General features: G+C 46.6%; 21 protein-coding genes and 1 pseudogene. 20 read left to right on the top strand and 2 right to left on the bottom strand.

The window, feature by feature from the left end:
- Nucleotide 1: 1 nt before the first annotated feature.
- The 10 genes from ACJJJA_RS13570 to ACJJJA_RS13525 all read left to right on the top strand — a co-directional run bounded on the left by ACJJJA_RS13570 (nt 2) and on the right by ACJJJA_RS13525 (nt 8,339).
- Complete coding sequence (locus ACJJJA_RS13570; protein ID WP_444904951.1) at nt 2–1,213, top strand: NADH:ubiquinone reductase (Na(+)-transporting) subunit B; 1,212 nt, start codon at nt 2–4, stop codon at nt 1,211–1,213.
- Complete coding sequence (locus ACJJJA_RS13565; protein WP_252081953.1) at nt 1,206–1,988, top strand: Na(+)-translocating NADH-quinone reductase subunit C; 783 nt, start codon at nt 1,206–1,208, stop codon at nt 1,986–1,988. Before ACJJJA_RS13570 ends, ACJJJA_RS13565 begins: the two co-directional genes overlap by 8 nt.
- 2 nt (nt 1,989–1,990) lie before the next feature.
- Nucleotides 1,991–2,647 carry an NADH:ubiquinone reductase (Na(+)-transporting) subunit D gene (locus ACJJJA_RS13560; protein WP_252081952.1) on the top strand — a complete coding sequence of 219 codons (657 nt, stop codon included), beginning with the start codon at nt 1,991–1,993 and terminating at the stop codon, nt 2,645–2,647.
- Between the two features lie 3 nt (nt 2,648–2,650).
- Nucleotides 2,651–3,259 (top strand): NADH:ubiquinone reductase (Na(+)-transporting) subunit E, encoded by a 609-nt coding sequence (gene nqrE, locus ACJJJA_RS13555; RefSeq protein WP_020413086.1) that lies wholly within the window; start codon nt 2,651–2,653, stop codon nt 3,257–3,259.
- A gap of 17 nt (nt 3,260–3,276) precedes the next feature.
- Nucleotides 3,277–4,500, top strand: coding sequence for an NADH:ubiquinone reductase (Na(+)-transporting) subunit F (gene nqrF / locus ACJJJA_RS13550; RefSeq protein ID WP_252081951.1), 1,224 nt, complete (start codon nt 3,277–3,279; stop codon nt 4,498–4,500).
- 14 nt (nt 4,501–4,514) lie between these two features.
- Complete coding sequence (locus ACJJJA_RS13545; RefSeq protein WP_444904950.1) at nt 4,515–5,573, top strand: FAD:protein FMN transferase; 1,059 nt, start codon at nt 4,515–4,517, stop codon at nt 5,571–5,573.
- A complete protein-coding gene (gene nqrM, locus ACJJJA_RS13540; protein ID WP_252081949.1) occupies nt 5,573–5,815 on the top strand; it encodes a (Na+)-NQR maturation NqrM in 243 nt (80 codons plus the stop codon). The genes ACJJJA_RS13545 and nqrM overlap by 1 nt, the downstream gene beginning before the upstream one ends.
- 136 nt (nt 5,816–5,951) lie before the next feature.
- Nucleotides 5,952–7,349 (top strand): Si-specific NAD(P)(+) transhydrogenase, encoded by a 1,398-nt coding sequence (gene sthA, locus ACJJJA_RS13535; protein ID WP_444886410.1) that lies wholly within the window; start codon nt 5,952–5,954, stop codon nt 7,347–7,349.
- Nucleotides 7,346–7,810 (top strand): thioesterase family protein, encoded by a 465-nt coding sequence (locus ACJJJA_RS13530; RefSeq protein WP_252081947.1) that lies wholly within the window; start codon nt 7,346–7,348, stop codon nt 7,808–7,810. Before sthA ends, ACJJJA_RS13530 begins: the two co-directional genes overlap by 4 nt.
- 82 nt (nt 7,811–7,892) lie before the next feature.
- On the top strand, nt 7,893–8,339 hold the full coding sequence (locus tag ACJJJA_RS13525) for a GNAT family N-acetyltransferase (protein ID WP_444904949.1): 447 nt from the start codon (nt 7,893–7,895) through the stop codon (nt 8,337–8,339).
- Between the two features lie 80 nt (nt 8,340–8,419).
- Here ACJJJA_RS13525 and ACJJJA_RS13520 read toward each other — a convergent pair whose 3' ends face one another.
- Entirely contained in the window at nt 8,420–9,400 is a 981-nt protein-coding gene (locus ACJJJA_RS13520) for an integron integrase (protein WP_444904948.1), read from the bottom strand.
- Nucleotides 9,401–10,626: 1,226 nt separating this feature from the next.
- On the opposite strand from ACJJJA_RS13520, the gene ACJJJA_RS13515 reads away from it, so the two are divergent.
- The 5 genes from ACJJJA_RS13515 to ACJJJA_RS13495 all read left to right on the top strand — a co-directional run bounded on the left by ACJJJA_RS13515 (nt 10,627) and on the right by ACJJJA_RS13495 (nt 13,981).
- Complete coding sequence (locus tag ACJJJA_RS13515) at nt 10,627–11,136, top strand: hypothetical protein (RefSeq protein ID WP_444904947.1); 510 nt, start codon at nt 10,627–10,629, stop codon at nt 11,134–11,136.
- A 63-nt stretch (nt 11,137–11,199) separates the two neighbouring features.
- Nucleotides 11,200–11,988, top strand: coding sequence for a hypothetical protein (locus ACJJJA_RS13510; protein ID WP_444904946.1), 789 nt, complete (start codon nt 11,200–11,202; stop codon nt 11,986–11,988).
- Between the two features lie 152 nt (nt 11,989–12,140).
- Nucleotides 12,141–12,536: a DUF2750 domain-containing protein gene (locus tag ACJJJA_RS13505; RefSeq protein WP_444904945.1), complete on the top strand. Its 396-nt coding sequence runs from the start codon at nt 12,141–12,143 to the stop codon at nt 12,534–12,536.
- 505 nt (nt 12,537–13,041) lie between these two features.
- A complete protein-coding gene (locus ACJJJA_RS13500) occupies nt 13,042–13,539 on the top strand; it encodes a hypothetical protein (protein WP_444904944.1) in 498 nt (165 codons plus the stop codon).
- A gap of 142 nt (nt 13,540–13,681) precedes the next feature.
- Nucleotides 13,682–13,981: a hypothetical protein gene (locus ACJJJA_RS13495; protein ID WP_444904943.1), complete on the top strand. Its 300-nt coding sequence runs from the start codon at nt 13,682–13,684 to the stop codon at nt 13,979–13,981.
- A gap of 28 nt (nt 13,982–14,009) precedes the next feature.
- On the opposite strand, the pseudogene ACJJJA_RS13490 reads toward ACJJJA_RS13495, so the two are convergent.
- A pseudogene (locus tag ACJJJA_RS13490) lies at nt 14,010–14,951 on the bottom strand (IS110 family RNA-guided transposase).
- Nucleotides 14,952–15,615: 664 nt separating this feature from the next.
- Here ACJJJA_RS13490 and ACJJJA_RS13485 point away from each other — a divergent pair.
- The 5 genes from ACJJJA_RS13485 (at nt 15,616) to ACJJJA_RS13465 (ending at nt 19,902) form a co-directional block, all read left to right on the top strand.
- Nucleotides 15,616–16,233, top strand: a complete 618-nt coding sequence (locus ACJJJA_RS13485) for a LysE family translocator (RefSeq protein WP_444904942.1) — start codon at nt 15,616–15,618, stop codon at nt 16,231–16,233.
- An 894-nt stretch (nt 16,234–17,127) separates the two neighbouring features.
- Nucleotides 17,128–18,627: a vanadium-dependent haloperoxidase gene (locus ACJJJA_RS13480; RefSeq protein ID WP_444904941.1), complete on the top strand. Its 1,500-nt coding sequence runs from the start codon at nt 17,128–17,130 to the stop codon at nt 18,625–18,627.
- A gap of 203 nt (nt 18,628–18,830) precedes the next feature.
- Entirely contained in the window at nt 18,831–19,061 is a 231-nt protein-coding gene (locus ACJJJA_RS13475) for a helix-turn-helix transcriptional regulator (protein ID WP_444904940.1), read from the top strand.
- Between the two features lie 159 nt (nt 19,062–19,220).
- The gene (locus tag ACJJJA_RS13470; protein ID WP_444904939.1) at nt 19,221–19,547 is read left to right on the top strand and encodes a helix-turn-helix transcriptional regulator; all 327 of its coding nucleotides are present in this window, start codon (nt 19,221–19,223) and stop codon (nt 19,545–19,547) included.
- 34 nt (nt 19,548–19,581) lie between these two features.
- Nucleotides 19,582–19,902 carry a hypothetical protein gene (locus tag ACJJJA_RS13465; RefSeq protein ID WP_444904938.1) on the top strand — a complete coding sequence of 107 codons (321 nt, stop codon included), beginning with the start codon at nt 19,582–19,584 and terminating at the stop codon, nt 19,900–19,902.
- The last annotated feature ends 183 nt before the right edge of the window (nt 19,903–20,085 follow it).

Here is a 20,085-nt window from a genome sequence, read left to right as displayed (position 1 = left end):
TATGTTGCGTAAATTCCTCGATTCCATCGAACCGAAATTCCACAAAGGCGGTAAGTTCGAAAAGTTCTACGCCCTGTTTGAAGCGATTGACACCGGTCTGTTCCAGCCGGCAGACAAGACCAAAACCACTGCTCACGTGCGCGACGGTATCGACCTGAAGCGTATTATGATCACCGTGTGGGCTTGTGCGATGATCCCTGCCTTCTACGGTATGTGGAATATCGGTTTCCAGGCCAACACTATTCTGGAAGGTATGACCAATCCGGATCTGTCCGGCTGGCGTCACGCCATTATTGGTGCTCTGACCTCCTATAACCCTGCGAGCCTGTGGGACAACTTTGTCTACGGAGCCATGTACTTCCTGCCGATTTATGCGGTCACCTTTATTGTGGGTGGTATCTGGGAAGTGCTGTTCGCCGCTGTGCGCGGTCACGAAGTGAACGAAGGTTTCTTCGTAACCTCTATTCTGTTTGCCTTAACCTGTCCGCCAGATCTGCCTCTGTGGATGGTGGCTATGGGCATCAGCTTCGGTGTGGTGATCGGTAAGGAAGTGTTCGGTGGTACCGGCAAAAACTTCCTCAACCCGGCACTTACCGGTCGTGCGTTCGTATTCTTCGCCTACCCGGCAGCGATGTCTGGCGATGCAGTTTGGACTGCGGTTGACGGTTACACCGGTGCTACCGCGCTGTCTGTCATGGCCAGCGAAGGTATCCAGAACGGTATCGTGAATGCTGCGGTTGGCCAGGTAACCTGGTTCGACGCTTTCTTCGGCAAGATACATGGTTCCATCGGTGAAACTTCTACCCTGGCTATCCTGATTGCCGGTGTAATTCTGATGGGCATGAAGATCGCCAGCTGGCGCATCGTAGCCGGCACTCTGCTGGGTATGATGGCCACCGCATTTATGTTCAACATGATCGGTTCCGAAACCAACCCGATGTTCCAGGTACCCTGGTACTGGCACCTGGTAGTGGGCGGTTTTGCTTTCGGCCTGATCTTTATGACCACTGACCCGGTTTCCGCTGCTATGACCAACACTGGTCGCTGGTGGTACGGCATCCTGATCGGGGTGATGGTTGTCCTGATTCGTGTAGTGAACCCGGCCTTCCCGGAAGGCATGATGCTGGCGATCTTGTTCGCTAACCTGTTCGCTCCGCTGTTTGACCACTTTGTGGTGCAGTCCAATATCAAACGGAGGTTGGCACGTGGCTAATAAAGATTCCGTAACCGGTACTCTGATTGTCGCGCTGGTAATGTGCCTGGTGTGCTCTGTGGTGGTTTCCACTGCGGCGGTAATGCTGAAGCCTGCCCAGCAGGCGAATGCCGAGCTGGACATGAAGCGCAACGTACTGATGGCTGGTGGCCTGCTGAAGGACTCTCGCGCTAACAAAGCGGAAGTAGAGAAAGCCTTCGCCGATGTGAAGATCAAATACGTTGATCTGAACACCGGTAAGTTCACCGATGAAGCGCCGGCTGGCGGCAGCGGTCGCGCTGCTTCCAAGATTCCTTCTGCCAGTGAGAGACTGCCGGCAGATGAGGACACCGCCAAGATTATCCGTCGGGAAAACATTAAAGAGGTTTACCTGGTAGAGAAAGACGGCCAACTGGACAAGATCATTCTGCCTGTCCGTGGCTACGGACTTTGGGGTACCTTGTACGGCTTCCTCGCGCTGGAGAGCAACCTAGACACCGTAGCGGGCCTCGGCTTCTACGAGCACAAGGAAACTCCCGGACTGGGTGGCGAAGTGGACAACCCTAACTGGAAAGCCCAGTGGGTTGGTAAGCAAGTCTTCAACAAGCAAGGCGACGTAGATATCGCTGTGATCAAAGGCCAGGTTAACCCCAACAGCCCGAATGCGATTCACGAAGTAGACGGCCTGTCCGGTGCAACTCTGACCAGTAAGGGCGTTAGCAACCTGGTGAACTTCTGGCTGGGTAACCAAGGTTATGGTCCCTTCCTGAAAAACCTGAAAGCAGGGGAGGCATAAGCATGAAAATCAAAGAGACTCTGCTAGAGCCGATTTTTAACAACAACCCGATCGCACTGCAGATCCTGGGCATCTGTTCTGCACTGGCTGTAACCAGCTCGCTGCAGGTAACCCTGGTAATGTGTATCGCTCTGACCTCAGTTGTGGCCTGTTCCAACGTTGCGGTATCACTGATCCGCAACCAGATCCCGAACAGTATCCGCATCATCGTTCAGATGACCGTGATTGCCTCATTGGTAATCCTGGTGGATCAGTTGATCAAGGCATTGGCATACGACATCTCCAAGCAGCTGTCCGTATTCGTTGGCCTGATCATTACCAACTGTATCGTAATGGGTCGTGCGGAAGCCTTCGCTATGAAGAACCCGCCGCTGCCCAGCTTCTTCGATGGTCTCGGTAACGGTCTGGGCTACAGCGTTATCCTAATTGGTCTCGCGGTAATCCGTGAACTGTTCGGCGCTGGCAAACTGTTCGGTGTGGACATCCTGACCACCGTGAGCAACGGCGGCTGGTATATCCCCAACGGCCTGCTGTTATTGCCGCCCAGTGCATTCTTCCTGATCGGCCTGTTCATCTGGGCAATCCGCGCCTGGAAGCCTGCCCAGGTTGAGCAAGACGAGTTCAAGATTGCGCCAAATTCCCAAGCGCAGGAGGCCTAATCCATGGAACATTATATTTCTTTGATTATCCGCGCCGTTTTCGTTGAAAACATGGCGTTGGCCTTCTTCCTCGGTATGTGTACCTTCCTGGCCGTATCGAAGAAGATCGAAGCTGCGATTGGCCTGGGTGTTGCGGTTATCGTGGTACTGACCCTGACAGTACCGGTGAACAACCTGATTTACACCTACCTGCTGAAAGACGGTGCACTGGCCTGGGCCGGTTACCCCGACGTGGACCTGAGCTTCCTCGGCCTGCTGTCTTACATCGGCGTAATTGCGGCACTGGTACAGATCCTGGAGATGTTCCTGGATAAATATGTACCAGCGCTCTACAACGCCCTGGGTGTATTCCTGCCGCTGATCACCGTGAACTGCGCCATCATGGGTGCCTCCCTGTTCATGGTTGAGCGCGAATACGCGTTCGGTGAGAGTGTTGCCTACGGTTTCGGTGCCGGCCTCGGTTGGGCACTGGCGATTACCGCTCTGGCCGGTATTCGTGAAAAGCTGAAGTACAGTGACGTTCCGGATGGCCTGAAAGGTCTGGGCATCACCTTCGTAACCGTTGGTCTGATGTCCCTGGGCTTCATGTCCTTCGGCGGTATCGATATCTAAGCGGGGAAAACAATAGAATGAGTATTGAAATTATCCTCGGCGTAGCGATGTTTACCGTCATCGTACTGGCGCTGGTGGCGGTGATCCTTGCGGCCCGCTCGCGCCTGGTAAACACCGGCAACGTCAACATTTTGGTTAACGGTGAGAAGACTCTCACCGTGCCAGCCGGCGGCAAGCTGCTGCAAACCCTGGCTGCCAATAACCTGTTCCTGGCCTCCGCCTGTGGTGGCGGCGGCAGTTGTGCGCAGTGTGTGTGTAAAGTGACTGCGGGCGGTGGCGATATGTTGCCGACTGAAGCGGCTCACTTTACCCCGCGCGATGCGAAAGAAGGCAAGCGTCTTTCCTGTCAGGTTGCCGTTAAGCAAGATATGGAAATCGAAGTGCCGGAAGAGGTGTTCGGAGTGAAGCAGTGGGAGTGCACTGTGGAATCCAACCCCAACGTTGCCACCTTCATTAAGGAGCTGACCTTGCGTCTGCCCGAAGGCGAAAACGTTGACTTCCGTGCTGGCGGTTACGTACAGCTGGAAGCCCCAGCTCACCACGTTAAATTTGCCGACTTCGAAGTAGAAGACCAGTACCGCGGTGACTGGGAGCACTTTGGCTTCTTCAAGCTGGAGTCCAAGGTGACCGAGCCTGTGGTTCGCGCCTACTCTATGGCTAACTACCCGGAAGAAAAAGGTGTTGTTAAGTTCAACATCCGTATTGCGACTCCGCCACCCCGTACCGAGGGTATCCCGCCGGGTCAGATGTCTTCCTACGTGTTCAGCCTGAAGCCGGGTGACAAGATCAAGGTGTATGGACCCTTCGGTGAGTTCTTCGCCAAGGAAACCGACAACGAGATGGTGTTTATCGGTGGTGGTGCCGGTATGGCGCCGATGCGTTCACACATCTTCGACCAACTCAAGCGTCTGAATTCCAAGCGCAAGATCAGCTTCTGGTACGGCGCGCGTTCTCTGCGCGAGATGTTCTACGAAGATGACTACAACGGTCTGGCTGCTGAGTTTGATAACTTCAAGTGGCATGTGGCCTTGTCTGATCCGCAGCCGGAGGACAACTGGACGGGTTACACAGGTTTCATTCACAACGTGGTGTATGAAAACTACCTGAAGGACCACCCGGCTCCGGAAGACTGTGAGTACTACATGTGTGGGCCACCCATGATGAACGCCGCAGTAATCAGCATGCTCAAAGACTTGGGCGTAGAGGATGAAAATATCCTCCTTGATGACTTCGGTGGTTAAACGGAGAGCTTAGTTTGCTAAACGCAATCAAAGCCCCGATAAAAGCAAAAACAGGGCCCGTTCTTCCGGCCCTGTTTTTGCTTTGGGCGACTGTAATTTTCACTGCCTGTACTCCGGCAGCGGAAAACTGGCAGCTTAGTGGCCGCACCATGGGGACCACTTATCACATCACGGTTGTCGATGTACCGCAAAGCGTAAAGCGTAGCGAGCTGCAAGCGTTAATTGACGATGAGCTGCAGCAGGTCAACCAGGAGATGTCCACCTATATCGAGGACTCGGAGTTGATGCGTTTCAACCGCGGTCCTGTAGGTGAGGCCATCCCGGTCAGTGAGCCGCTGGTAGATATTGTGACGCTGTCCCTGGATATTTATCGACGCAGTCAGGGTGCCTTCGAGGTTACCGTTGGCCCATTGGTTAACTTGTGGGGATTTGGTCCCCAACCAGAGCCTGAGAAAATTCCCTCCGATGCGGAGATAGCCGGCCTGCAAAAGGTGGTCGGCTCCGATGCACTTAAAGTGACCCGTAAACCGGATACGATCACTCGTCAGAGACCGGTAGAAATTGACCTTTCGGCTATCGCCAAGGGGCACGGCGTCGACCGGGTTGCACTGTTGCTGGAGCAGCAGGGAATTCGCAACTACTTGGTCGAAATCGGCGGTGAACTGCGTACCCTGGGTGTGAATCCAAAAGGTAAGACCTGGATAATTGGTATTGAAGCACCTGACTCATTTGGCCAGATGGTTCAACAGCCTATTGGTGTTAGTGGTAAGGCGGTGGCTACCAGTGGTGATTACCGGAATTACTATGAACGCGATGGAGTGCGCTATGCACACAGTATCGACCCCCGCACTGGTCGACCGTTACAGCACAAGCTGGCCTCGGTAACCGTGCTGGCAGATACCTGTGCTGAAGCAGATGGCCTTGCTACCGCTCTCAATGTACTTGGGGCTGAAGAAGGGTTGGCTTTGGCCGAACGTGAAAACCTGGCTGTTTTCATGCTGGTAAAAACTGATAAGGGTTTCGAGGAGCGCTATAGCCGCGCCTTTGCACCCTACTTAGAGAGGTCTGAGTAATGACAATATTTATCTTTGCTTTTATTGCCATGCTGTTAGTAGTTGCCGGAATGGCACTCGGCGCCATGGTGCAAAATAAGCCACTAAAAGGCTCTTGTGGCGGCCTGAATAATATCGGCATGAAGCAGGACTGCACCATTTGTGGTGGCAACGACGACGAATGCGAAAAAGAGCAAGAGCGTAAGCGTCAGCAAAAGGTTGCCGCTGAAGACCTCGCTTACGACGCGACTAAGCGCAAGTAGGCAATCTCTCCCAAGCCCGTAATTAACGGGCTTGTTGTTTTATATCATTGGCACCTTCTGTGCTGATTTTAGTATTGAGTGTGAGGCATTCTTAAATCTCATACTCCGTTTTGGAAAAATAGAATTAGAGCTATAGATGGCAGAGCAAAAGTTTGACTTGGTTGTAATTGGTTCTGGTCCGGCTGGTGAGGCCGCAGCAATGAGCGCCGCGAAAAAAGGTATGCGTGTCGCAGTGATTGAAAAACGCCAGGTAGTAGGCGGTAACTGTACCCATAAGGGCACCATTCCCTCCAAAGCTCTGCGCCACTCTGTCAAACAATTAATGCGTTATAACACTCAGAGTGTTTTTCGTGCTTTGGGTGAACCGCGCCGCCTAACCTTTCCCCAGGTGATGCAGACGGTCAATAAAGTGATTTCCTATCAAGTGGAAATGCACACCTCTTTTTATGCGCGCAATCGGGTTGAGCTAATCGTTGGGGCGGCAAATTTCCGCGATGCGAATAGTGTAGAAGTACAGCTGCCCGATGGTGCCACAGAAATTGTCACCGCGAAAAAATTAATTATTGCCACGGGTTCCCGTCCATATCGTCCCGCAGATGTGGACTTTGATCACGAGCGTGTCTACGACAGCGATATGATTCTGGATATGCAGCATACGCCGCATTCCATCATGATCTACGGCGCCGGCGTGATTGGCTGTGAATACGCTTCTATTTTCGCTGGTCTTGGTATCAAGGTAGATTTGATCAATACCCGCAGTAGCCTGTTGGAATTTCTGGATGATGAGATCTCTGATGCCTTGAGTTACCACTTGCGAGATATGGGCGTTACCGTTCGCCACCAGGAGGAGTATGCGCGTGTGCTCCCCAATGATCAGGGCGTGATTATGGAAATGCAATCAGGTAAGCGTATCCATGCAGACGCGCTGCTCTGGTGCAATGGTCGTACAGGTAATACCAGCTCCCTGGGCCTGGAAAATGTCGGCCTCGAAGCTAATCACCGCGGCCAGTTAAGCGTAGATGATCATTACTGCACGGAAGTGGATAATATCTTTGCGGTGGGCGATGTTATTGGTTGGCCCAGCCTTGCCAGTGCCTCCTATGACCAGGGTAGGGCGGTAGCAGCAGCCATTGCCGGCCGCGGGCACCGTGTAATCGAGGATGCGCCCACTGGTATTTATACCCTGCCGGAAATTTCCTCAGTAGGAAAAACAGAATCCGAACTGACAGCCGCCAAGGTACCCTATGAGGTGGGGCGTGCGCTCTTTAAACACACTGCACGCGCACAGATCTCTGGTGAGCGCGTGGGCATGCTCAAGATCCTGTTCCATATTGAAACCCGTGAAATTCTTGGCATTCACTGTTTTGGTGCCGAAGCGGCAGAGATTGTGCATATTGGTCAGGCCATCATGAAGCAGCCCTCGCCAAATAACACCATCGATTATTTCGTTAACACCACATTTAACTACCCCACCATGGCAGAGGCCTACCGTAGTGCCGCACTGGATGGTCTCAATCGGGTTGCAAGATTATGACAGAGCCCTCACCCCATGAATTTCAGGAGTTGGTAAAGGGATTTTTTGAAAAGATCCCTTTTAACCAACAGATTGGTCTTGAAATGCGCTCCCTAGACCTAGAGGCCCTTACTCTTTCCGCCGGTTTTCAACAACGTCCGGAGTTGATAGGTAACGTCTGGACGAATATTTTGCACGGCGGCGTAATTGCCACTGCTCTGGATACTGTCGGTGGCCTTACCGCAATGGTTGCTGCATATCAGCGCATGGGGGATCTGCACTGGAAAGAAAAAGCCGATCGCCTTTCTAAGCTGGGTACGGTAGATATGCGCGTGGATTATTTAAAGCCCGGAAGGGGGGAGCACTTTCTCTGTGAAGGCTCGATTTTACGCACGGGCAATAAACTCGTGGTTGCGCGTATGGAGTTGAGTAATGACCGGGAAGAATTAATTGCTACAGGGACTGCGACATTTCTCTACTGATGCCCCCTTGGATTAGCTGCAAGAACTGGCTTGCAGCTCATTTGGTAAGCTGAAATGCTTTTGTAAATTGCAAGGGGCCATTGTGAAAATATTACGATGTGAAAGCCATCATGTACCTGAGGTGGCTCAATTATTTGATGAATACAGGGTATTTTGTGGCTATAAATCGGACTTAATTGGAACTGAGTCTTTTCTGGGCAACTTGATCGACGGTCAGGCTTCCACACTTTTTATAGCAATAGATTCCGAGTGTTCTGGGGTAATGGGTTTTGTGAATCTTTATCCTAGCTTTTCTTCCCTTGCTCTTACACGCCTGTGGATTTTAAATGACTTAGGGGTGTCAAGCCGCTATAGGGGGAGGGGTGTTTCTAAAAAGCTGATCCAGGCTGCGATAGATTTTGCCAAGGAAACTCAGGCCATTCGTATTGAGCTTAAAACAGAGAAAAGAAACAATCGCGCACGTCAATTATATCAGTCTTTCGGTTTTGAGATTGACTGTGAAAATATTTACTACAGAGTACCCTGTTAAAAAGCAACGGGTCTTTTAGCAAAGAGTGAGAAAAGGACTTAAAACTCAGCCGTTTTTAGAGGTCATGACTGGGGTTCAATCTAATCTAATGGACTGCTAATCCCGCGTTGATGTACACCAATCACGTGGGTATAGATCATCGTAGTACTTATATCATTGTGACCAAGAAGCTCTTGAATATTACGAATGTCTGCACCCGATCTTAATAGGTTGGTAGCGAATGAATGCCTGAAGGTGTGACAGCTGGCTTTTTTTCGTATACCCAAGCTCGAAATAGCCCTGGCAACTGCACGCCTTATCTGTTGTTCTCCAATATGATGCCTTCGTATGATATTGCTACGAGGATCGAGAGAGCACTCTCTAGCAGGAAATATATATTGCCAAACGGGGTTGGTGGCAGCCTTTGGGAACTTTCTGGCTAGCGCAAATGGGAGATAGACCTCGCCATATCCTTCAACGAGATCCTGCTGGTGGAGCGAGAGAGTATAGCGAACTTGGGCCCTTAAAGGTTCAATAAGAGATTTAGGTAGTAAGGTCCTTCTCCACCTTTCACCTTTGGCTTCACGTACGAATAAGCACTGCTCTGTAAAATCAATGTCTTTCACCCGAAGCCGCACCGCTTCCATGATCCTAAGACCGGAACCGTACATCAAAGATGCAGCAAGCTTTGTCGGGCCAGTAAGCTGCCCCAAAATATCTGTCGCCTCCACATGGCTGAAAACCACCGGCAGCCGCCTGGGGCGGTGACTGCTGTGAAATTTGAGCTCACCCAGCTCAAGGCCCATAAACTGCTTGTATAAACATACTACTGCATTCAAAGCCGTTTTCTGGGTATTGATTGATACGGATCGATTGGTTGCCAAATGGCTAAGCCAGTTATTCACTTCAGCCTTGCCTAATACTTCTGGGTGGCGCATCTGATTAAAGCGAATAAAGTCTTTAATCCAATAGCAATAGGTTTGCTCGGTTTTGTATGCCAAATACTTTGAGCGCATGAAAGTTCGCAATCGATCCATAAATCGAGAGGAGCTTTTGGGGATCGGTATAGGAATGTCATCCATTTAAACACACCCAACTCTGGTTATATATACAGTCTTGCAAAAAATATGACCAGATGCGAGCTGGAATTTCGGTCATCGTGACCGTTATTTTGATAGGTTTAGCAAATATGCTCAAAAAATCATTAAATACAATGAGTTACGTAAAGTGGTATATTTAGGGATAGTGGTCGCAGTGACCATATTTCCACATTGCACCTTCGTATCATTTTTGTATAACTATATGACTTTAAAGTGATTCAAAGGGGGCTGTCGTAGGATTGCTTCTGAAATAGTAATCAGGATAATAGTGGTCATGATGATCACTATATAAATGTTATGCGCTGAAGAACTTTGAGGTGATCAATGCTTGAGATTTTCGGTATTGTTACAATAGTAGCCATGATTGGTTCATCAGTACTCATAGGTCTGTTCATTGCTGCCTTTGCCGATACTTCGAAACTTTCACGCACGGAAAAGATCACGCTGTCGTGGTGGCTAAAAGGGTTAAGTTCTAAAGAAAGGGCGCAGAGGTGCATTGATCCCAGACAGTTTAAGAAATTCTGGTTTCTTATACAGGTACGAAGATATAGTTTATTGGGCCTGGTTGCTTACCTAGGTATAGGTTTAGTTTTGTATGTCTTGCATAGCGCATAACAAGACAATGAACTTCGCTCCAGCCACTGCGTGGCTTCCGCCGGACCTCCGGTGCTGTGCACCTCCAGCCGGTTATTGTGGGCGTTATGTGTGAGTAAAATTCTGAATAATCAATGAAATTATTTTATGACATATGCTTCTTCGGCTTTTGCATAAGTTTCTTTCTTATTGGGGTTATGACATTGGCAACAGGAGATCTTCCTCAAGGTAAATCCGCTGAATTCTTTGTGAAGTTAGAGGGTAATAGAAGATATTTTGTTGGTGGCTTCCTAATATTTGCATCATCGTTACTTGCTGGGTTAAGAATTAAGGATATAGCTAAGGGTGGCTAGTTACATAACAAATTACAGGAAAGACTTTCTCTAATTGCTTGGAATACGTTGGCCTAAATTTCAGGCATAGGAAGGTTTTAACGTGTCTTTCGAAACAAGCGTAGCCAATAAAATATAAATCTAAAACATAGGATGTAGATTTTGAGAGAATTACTGGTTGCACATAACAAGTTGATGCTGTTTGTTACGGCCCTTCGGGCCTCCACTGAACAGCCCGCACGTCGTGCGGCCTGCCTCAGATCAAGACGTTAACCAGAAAATATGATATCGAGCAAAGTTACAATAGATGACGCAGAAATAAAGATCGAGCATGAAGAGTGCTCAGATCCAAGTGAGTGGCGTGATAAAGGTTTATTCATCGAGTCTAACAGTGCAGATAATAATACTTTGTCCAAACTCACCTTCAACGACTTTCTGACTATTTACGTATTTTGGGATTCTTACCCAGTTGGCGTTTCCCAAGAGATTTTGTATGCGCCAGAAACAGGTGTACTTTTCATAGGGTGTGGATCAGTCAGTGCCAGGGTATCTACTGAAGAAAGCAAAATTATTGGTACCGAAAATGTTTGCCTCTTTTGGGGATTAAGCAGGCACAAAGGGTATGTGCTAGAAACCGGGGAGCTAGAATGTTTCCTTTATTCACTATCTGGAGAAAAAGTTTCAAGTACTGATGTAGATCCACCTTATGAAATGGAAACTACGGCTGATGGCATCAAATTTGAATCCATCGTTGTAGGTACAACTTGGCTAAGGTATTCCAGTAATGGTTAACAAGGCAAAGCATTTCGCACCTACGGTGCTGGACCTCCAAACCGCTACGCGGTTTTCCGGCCCATGTTTGCGGCGTTAAGGTTCCAAAAAGAAATGGCGTTACGTATTTTAATTGGTATTAGTTCAGCGATAGTTCTCGGAGTAACTGGCTATCTCCTGATACTGGCCGGGTCAGTTTTGTCGTCGGTGTATGAAGCAAAGATTCTAGGTGGTATTTTGGCTATTCCTGGCTACATAATTGTGGCTCCAGGTTTGTTAGGTGTTGGGTTAATAGATTATTTGCCTATGCATTTAATCTTTCCCAAAGGTGGTGCTTCTGGTGTCTTCGGTAGCATTCTAATATTTGCGGTTTTATTCTGGTCAATATTTCTTAGCTTTTTATCATGCAAACAGTATTGGCCTTATAAAACCTTAACAAGGTGGTGTAGCCGCCTTCGGTTGGGACGCGCAAAAAAGCGCGTGCTCCTAACCACGGCGTTAAGCATCAAGACACATATGCCTAAAAGAATTCAGCTCTTTTTTATCGTTTTGGCCATTGTCAGCGGCGGCTATGCAGCGACATCTGCTGTCTTGGGTGAAGTGATTGCATATCAGAGAGCTGGACTATCCGAGACTATTAATGCTTCAGGTAATCCGGAAAAATTCTGGAGTGTAGTACTAATGTATACGGCCATAGCCTTTGTCTCTGCCATCCTTGGGGTGAAATCCTATTTCCATCCTAGAATACAGGCGTTTCTCAACTTTGGAATGGAGACGAAGCTTTCTCGAGTGCAAGTCATATTCATCTTATCATTTGCGTTTGCTGTGTTTATGAGTATTACTTGGATGTCCGGTGTCCTAGCAAATGCTTAACAAACGCAAGCAGGATACTCCGGCCCTTCGGGCCTCCGCGGGACGCCCAAATCTGTGCACCTTTTGCGCTGTCGCTTCGCTCCCATTATTGCGCAAAAGGTACACAACATTGGTCGCCCCTGTTGCGGGCGTTATGCTCACAAGGAAATTTAGTGTCATATAAAATGAACGAACCGCAATTTGAAGCTGTAACAGCACTAAGTAGTGCTGATCGTAGCTCTCACTTTGTTGGCAAGGTTGCTGACTGGGGGCAGCTCTGGGCGGTAAAGAATAGTGAGGGGTGGCTTGTTCCAGTAACTTCCGAAGGTCTTGAGTATTTCCCTGTCTGGCCTCATCCAGAATATGCCCAAAGAATTGCTGATGATCACTTTCCTGGTCATGAGGCAATAGAAATTTCACTAGATGAGTTCCTTTCGTATTGGTTGCCAACCTGCGAAAAAGATAATGTCAAAATTGCAGTATTTCCAAACAAAGAATGGGCATTTTGGGTAATGGAGCCTAATAACCTTGCGGATTGCCTAAGAGATGAGGCTGCCCAGTATGAGTAAAAGCATAACAATACGCTGTTGTCGCCGCGTTGCGGCTGGGACCTCCGTTCCGTCGCTTCACTCCTACACTACGGCCCCAAAGCTTTGGGTTATTGTGGCGGTCAGTTTTTAGGTAGTTTGTAGTTGCTGCAAGCACCAATCTCTTCCTGAGCACATTTCTCCAGAGAGTTTTCCTGAAAGTTGGTACCGTAGTTCCGTTCAAGTGCCTTCGTTTTAAGCCAACAAGTTCTGCAAGCTAGCTGCAGCATTGTGGAGTGCCAGTCAGTTAGTTAACTGGTGGGGAAAGTATGGTATTTTTCCCAGTAAATTTATCGGGCAGTAGCCAGCCAAAAGTGGATGGCAAAGAGCAAGTAGGTTATTCATTACGCGCCAGCTATAACCAGGTCAGGCAAGCTCGCCCAGCCGGTGGCTGGGCTGGACAGCCTACGCTATGCTTCGGCTGCCCTTGCTGGCAACGTTATGCATCATGAAGAAATTCTCCCAGTTTATAAGTAAGGAAACTCAATTGGCTCTGGAAGAGCTAGCAGGTTCGGAAATACAATCCTTACTTAGCCCTTGGTCTGATATAGACTATGGAAGTTCAGCATTATTAGTTCAAAACGTGTCAATCCTAATGTCACCAAAACAATTTTTGGTAATAGAAAATGACTGGGCCGACACCCCTAAAGAAGCTCATGACTATTATTTTTTAGAGGCCAAGGTAGCTAGTGAGCCATTAGGTATTAAAGTTAAAGATAATGGCAAAGGCAATTATACGTACTTTGGCGATCACACCACCCTATGGCTAGGTGCCAAGACCAAAGTCAGATCAGTTTCAGTGCTATCAGATAAGTACGAAGGGGAAACAGAGGCCGTAGAATATGATGCAGGAATCCTAGTTGAGCTAGAGTGTGGTAAGAGGTTGGCAATAACAAGGCAAGAATCTATAAGTGGTTTTTTACTCATAAATCACGCGGATATCGAACAGGAAATTGATGGTTTGTCTGTAAGGATGGTTCTGTAATGCATAACAAAGCCATCAAATTCGTTCCGGGCGCAAAAAGCGCGCCCTCCACCGTACTGCCTGCACGTTTCTTCGGCAGCCCTTTATGACGGCGTTATGAGTCATTCGAGTATCAAGAACTTATCAAAAGAAAAGAGAATATATGAATAAATCTATAAGGTCTTTTTCAAAACACAAAACAGCGCTCACCACAGCACTTTTACTTGCATTGTTTTCTCTAATCTTTGTGATTCCTATGTCACTAGTTTTCCTTACTGCACCAATGATAGATGCGGAAGGAAATCCAGTTAAATTTTCCATACCTGGAGCAATGGTTTTAGGTATGCCATTCATCTACCTAATTTTTGGCTATCTATCCACGTTACTTTTTACCGCCTTGTATAATGTGGTAGCCAGATTTACAGGTGGAATTACATTCACCCTTGAGGATGCAAACTCATAACAAGTGACTCTGGTCCTTTGTCAAGTATTTAAGCCATTTTCTCATCCCAGTAAGTGTTGTTTTTTACCATCGTATTTAGAATGGTAAGTTGCTTCCTCATACATGCGATAAGGGCTACTTTCTTTGGTTTACCAGCAGCGACCAGGCGCTCATACATTGGCTTTAATTTAGGGTGGCATTGTATTTCCGACATCATAGAAACAAACAAAACCGTGCGTACACGATGTCGCCCACCTCGAATATAGCGCTTACCCTGGAAGCTGCCGCTATCACGATTCATCGGGGCGATACCCACAAGTGCCGCAATCTCTTTGCGGTTCAGCTTGCCCAGCTCAGGAAGTTCGCTCATTAGCGTGTAAGCCAGTACATTGCCGACTCCTTAAGCGCTTAATAAGAGATCGCGTTTTTGTCGCCACTCGGCAACGCTGTTAACAAGTTTATCAAGTTGCTTATCGACTCCTTCTAGCTCTTTTTTGATGGCCTTTAAGATAGCCTGAATGGACTTGTGAACAGACTTAGGCATTCTCTTGAGGCGATTCTTTTGCATTGTGCTCATTTCTAAGCACTGGTTCCTGACCGTTAGCAAATCACTAATATTTCTTAGTTTTTCAGGTTTGATCGATGACAATCTTGGCTTCATTGCTTCACCAAAATGTGCGATATCAATTGCATCCAGCTTATCTGTTTTTGCGAGCCGCCCCGCTGACTTTGCAAAGTTTCTTACTTGTGAAGGATTGCAAACAACTATCGGCAGTCCCGCTTTATGAGCAGCACAGACAAATTCTAATTCTAGCCTTCCTGTGGACTCGATCAATACTCTTTGAGGTTTAATCGGTTGTAGTTGTTTAATAGCGTCTTTAATACCTTCTTTGTTATTGGTAACACTAAAGAACTGGCCAGTAGGTCTCACATAAATATCGAGTTGTTTACTGCTGGTATCGATACCGACATTGATCTCTTGAGGTTCCATAAGATAAGCTATCTCCGCCTTGCTATTCGGGCTCGAGGCCCACATGACTATTCGAGTTATGCCTAGTGAGTGCTTATCACGTTCATACTTGTTATCGGTCTTTTACGAACCGGCCAGGCAGCGAACTGTGATAAACAAGGCCTTCGGTGGCCGCCGAAGGTGGGTCTCAATTTACCCGTTAGCGAAAAGGATTTTCAACATCAGAATCGGGCAAGAACAACCATACAAGCAAAGGCAACCGACGCAGTAAACTGCGCGGTTGCTTTGGGCGTATGCATAAAAACTATGTCTAATCTCAAAGATCGCCGATGGCGCCGAAAAGGCCTCGATAGGAAAATCGAGAATCCTTCATGGGGGGAGCTTGCTTTTGGGAAAAAGCTTTTCAATTTGCGGAGTATGTTTCTGGCCGTATTTACTAGTGGCTTCGTATCTTTTGCAATGCTATACCAGCTTACAACCTATGGGTATTGGGAGGTCAAAGGAGTAAAAGTAGATGGTGCTCTGGGCTATGGCATGACCTTTTTTCTTCTAGTAATTTTCATAGCCCTACTTATTGCAACTATCAAAGACTGGCGGAGAGGCTAATGCATAACAAGAAGCAGCACGATTGCCCGCAAAATATGCGAGCTGGACGTTATACCCTTGCAGGAGAAGGATACACCGGATGATATCTTTAGAGTTTTTACTTACTTCGTTAGTTGTAGTTTTAATTCCCGGGACCGGAGTGTTGTATACTGTGGCTACCGGATTGTTTATTGGTAGAAAAGCAAGTTTATTTGCTGCCCTAGGATGCACTTTAGGCATCATTCCAGCACTCTTAGCAAGTGCTTTTGGTTTGGCTGCAATTTTTCACACTGGTGTAATAGCGTTTCAAATCGTTAAATACATCGGAGCTGTCTACTTGCTTTATTTGGCATATCAAATGTGGCGTTCCTCATCTCCTTTATCAGTTTCTAACCAGCAGTCAGACAGCAAATACTCAGGCATCATAGTAAAAGGCTTTTTGCTAAATATACTAAACCCCAAATTATCTATTTTCTTTCTAGCGTTTCTTCCTCAGTTTATTTCAGCTACAACAGAAGGTGCATTGGATAGCATGCTTACACTTGGCGTTGTGTTCATGATAATGACGTTTGGCGTTTTTATTGTGTATGGTTTTCTATCAGGTAGTTTTAGCACATTCATTATTAAATCAGAGAAAGCAAGCATTGCAATTCAGAAGCTCTTTGCAACTAGCTTTGCAGTACTCGGCATCAGGCTGGCGTTTAGTGAGCGGGTATAACAAGTCAATTAACTTCGCGCCTGAAACCTTCTCCCATTGAGTAGACGCCTACCTTTTGAATAGGGTAGGAGAAAATGCCGAAAATATTGAGCGAAGAACGTGTTGTTCAATACTCAACAGAGTTCAAAGTTAGAGTGGTAGCTCGCCCTAATCAACTGAAAGTAGATACGACTACTATCGCCAATATTATTGAAACCTCCTCCAGTTAAGTGGGTGGTAATTTTTCACTCTAAGTGTCTGAAGGCGCTAATTAATCGATGTTGCATCCTTGCTTGTGGTGAGGTTCTGGAATTCTCAAAATTTATCTATATTTTTCTATCACCTCCCTAGGTTTTATTCTGACGCGCTAGGCAATCTGATCGTCTCATCTTTAATTGAAATTCATGTCGACTAAAACAACAAAGTTAAGCTGAAGAATATGCTTTCCTTCGAGTTATTTATTTATATGAAGATGGCGCTAGGGTAGGTTTTAAATTCGCTGTTTGGAACACTTTTCTTACTCCATTCTTGTGTCTTTTTTTGGTGTAAGTTCTTGTATTCTGGGGTATTTGGCTGTGTCCCTTCCATCGGTTAGGCTGCTTGGTAAATAGTAGGTGCGATCTAATAAGAATTTTATATGTATCGTTTGCTTAATAGCCAGCAGCATCTAAGTACTTAATACGAGAAGAACTGTAATGGTGATTAGTCTCTTCTTGGCTTGACGCTACATATTTAGAATGCTTGCGTTGGGTGACAATATTGCAGTAATACGGACGTTATGATCACTATAAAAGGTAATGGGGGGTAGTAGTGTCAAAATTTTGAAATAGTCTACGTGGCTTTTGCTGACGGCGGAAATGTCTTATGGGACGAAAGTTCTGTTATTAATGTTAATCAAATGAAAAGGGAAGTTTAATGCGAAGCAATAAATTTTATAAGCAGGCTCTAAAAGGAGTTTTGGGTTTTCTAGTTGTTTCAGCTAGCTGGCAGGCTCAAGCCTTCACTTGCCCACAATTGGCCGATGTTACATTGCCACCAAAGTGTAGCTCTGTAGACTTAGAGAGTTGCAATGCTGCAGTACAGAATATAATTCCTGCTGCGGCCTGCGCAATTTTTGAGGTTTCGCCCGCTGCTAATGATGCAACTTTAGTGCTACGTTTTACGACATTAATAACCAACTCCTGGTTTGATGCAACAGCACCTTATCACCCTACTGCAAAAGGTGTTTATTCTGACATTGCAAGGATGCCTCAGCCATCGGATAACAGTGAATTAAATATTGCACTTTCTTACGCATCTCATAAAGTGCTAAGTGGGTTGTTTCCACATTTGGTACCGGAATGGGATAACATGCTGGTTGAATTAGGTTTGGATCCCTACAACCTTTCTGAAGATACTACTACGCCGATTGGTATTGGTAACTATGCCGGCCGAAAGGTATTGGAAGGGCGCGCCAATGACGGTATGAATCAGTTGGGTAATGAGGGAGGTCAGCTATATCATCGTTTACCCTATGCCGACTATACCGATTTCAAGCCAGCTAATACGGCATACAAATTACGCTTCCCTTCTAAGTGGCAACCAGCCGTTTTAATGGAACGCCCTGGCGTATTCCGGGTTCAGCAATTCGTAACCCCTCAAATTGCACTGACAACACCCTATAGCTATGAGTCTCCGGATGAATTCACCTCTCCAATACCTCTGAAGTCAAAAATCTGGAACTATCCAAGTTATGTTGCGCAAGTTAATGATGTACTGAATACGTCAGCGAGCTTGACAGATGAGCAGAAGATGAAAGCCGAGCTGTTTGATATGAAGATATTCAGCTTGGGCTTTGCTGCTGTATTTGCATCTGAATCTCAAGGTCTTTCGTTGATGGACTTCATTCATTATGACTTCCTCACCAATATGGCCGCTTTTGATACCGCTATTGCAATTTGGAAAGAAAAGCGTCGCCATAATTCAGTACGGCCTTTTTCTGCCGTTCGTTATATTTATAAGGACGAGCTAGTTACTGCTTGGGGTGGCGTAGGCAAAGGAACAGTGAACGACTTGCCAGCTAGCCAATGGACAAGCTATTTACCTGTAGCAGATCATCCGGAATATCCCTCTGCATCTGCCAGTTTTTGTGCAGCTCACGCAGAAACAAGCCGCCTATTTTTACCTCAAGGAGATACGTTAGGGTATAGCGTACCTGCTCCTGCGGGAAGCTCACAGATCGAACCTGGTATAACACCGCAAGCTGATATGTATTTGCATTTCCCGACTTGGACATCGTTTGAGGAAGACTGCGGAAACAGCCGTGTTTGGGCTGGTGTGCATTTTGAACCTTCAGTACCAGCGGGCCAAAAGATAGGCCGTGAAATTGCGAACCGTGCCTATCAATTTTATCTTTCAAAAGTAGCAGGCGAATAATAAGGATTTATCGTGGCGGAGAGTGTATTTGCTGATTCAATGGTATGATTACACTCTGCGTCTTGCTCCTTATGCGCAATCTTTCCGCTTTGTCATAGGGCGTAGCGGAACTTGGGTGAGGTGACTAGATTTTTCTGAGCTGTTAAAGTGTTTGTTATGTTGATTAATTTTTCCTTAGTTATGGATAGAGAGAAGTAACCAAAATGAGGAAATCAGATAGGCTTTTTCAGCTTGCGAACATTTTAAGAGCTCACCAGCCTATAACTGCAAAAGAACTTGCCGAAAAATTATCTGTTTCTGAACGGACAATATATAGGTATATGGATGATCTCTCTGTATCGGGGATTCCTGTTTATGGTGAAGCAGGTGTAGGGTATCGCCTTTCAAATGGGTTTGAGCTTCCCCCATTGCAATTAACACAAGAAGAATTTTAAGCGCTTATTATTGGTTTAAATTTACTGTCTTCATGGACTGGGGCTGAGTTAAAGCAATCTTCACTTTCACTGTTAAGTAAAATTGAAGCTGGTTTACCTGATCTTGGGAAGTATGACCTCCATAAAATAGTTAGGGTACCAGGTAAGCATTTAAGATCAGTGGACTTCAGTTTGTGGGACCAGCTTCATAAAGCGATTAGTTCAAAGCAGTGGATTTATCTTTCATATACTTCTCTGGTAGGCAGTAGGTCAAAGAGAATCGTTTATCCCTTGGGTCTCTTCTATTGGGGTGGCAAGTGGACCCTTGGTGGATGGTGTGGTTTAAAGCAAGATTATCGTGACTTTAGAATTGATCGTATTGAAAGTCTTGACCTGGAAGTGTCCCAGCGTGAACTTCCCACTAATGTAAGCTTGTCAGATTATATTGAAGTGCAGAAAAGCTCATCTTTGCAAAACACTACTGACACAATGCTGTCAGGAGTCTAACCCGATAATGTGACCTCCACAGAAGGAGTGAATCATGTTATATCACAATCGAACGGCTGATTTTATAGGTTTTGAATTTGCTACATTTCGTCTCCGGGAAGGTGTTTCGGAGAAAGACTTGATAGCACTCTCAAAAGAGGTGGATGATGCGTTTTTATCCAAGCAAGAAGGTTTGTTATCTCATTTCCTTCTGCGAGGTAAAAATGGCATCTACGCTGATGTCGCTTTAGCCTCAACCCAGGAAAGGGCTGAACAGATTTGTCAGTTGTGGCTGGATAATGAAGTTACAAGAAAGTATTTGCAGCTCCTTGACTCGGAATCTGTTGATATGACATTTTGGTCGAGAATTGCTTGATGGATAGCTAGGCACAGAACGAAAGTAATAAGGAGTGTCACTTTTTGTGCTGCTCTTTATTTATATCAGTTTTGATCTGAATTGAGAGGGTGTCTTCGATAAGTGTTCATTTTGTTCAAATGTAAGTACTACAATTTTTCCTTCGGGTGTTGATTACGCTTTGCTGCAATAACTGGTAGGAAG

The sequence above is a fragment of the Microbulbifer mixtoriginis (SeqCode) genome (assembly GCF_052466865.1).
Note: the sequence above shows the minus strand (reverse complement) of the source record. Positions and strands in the feature narration are given on the sequence as shown.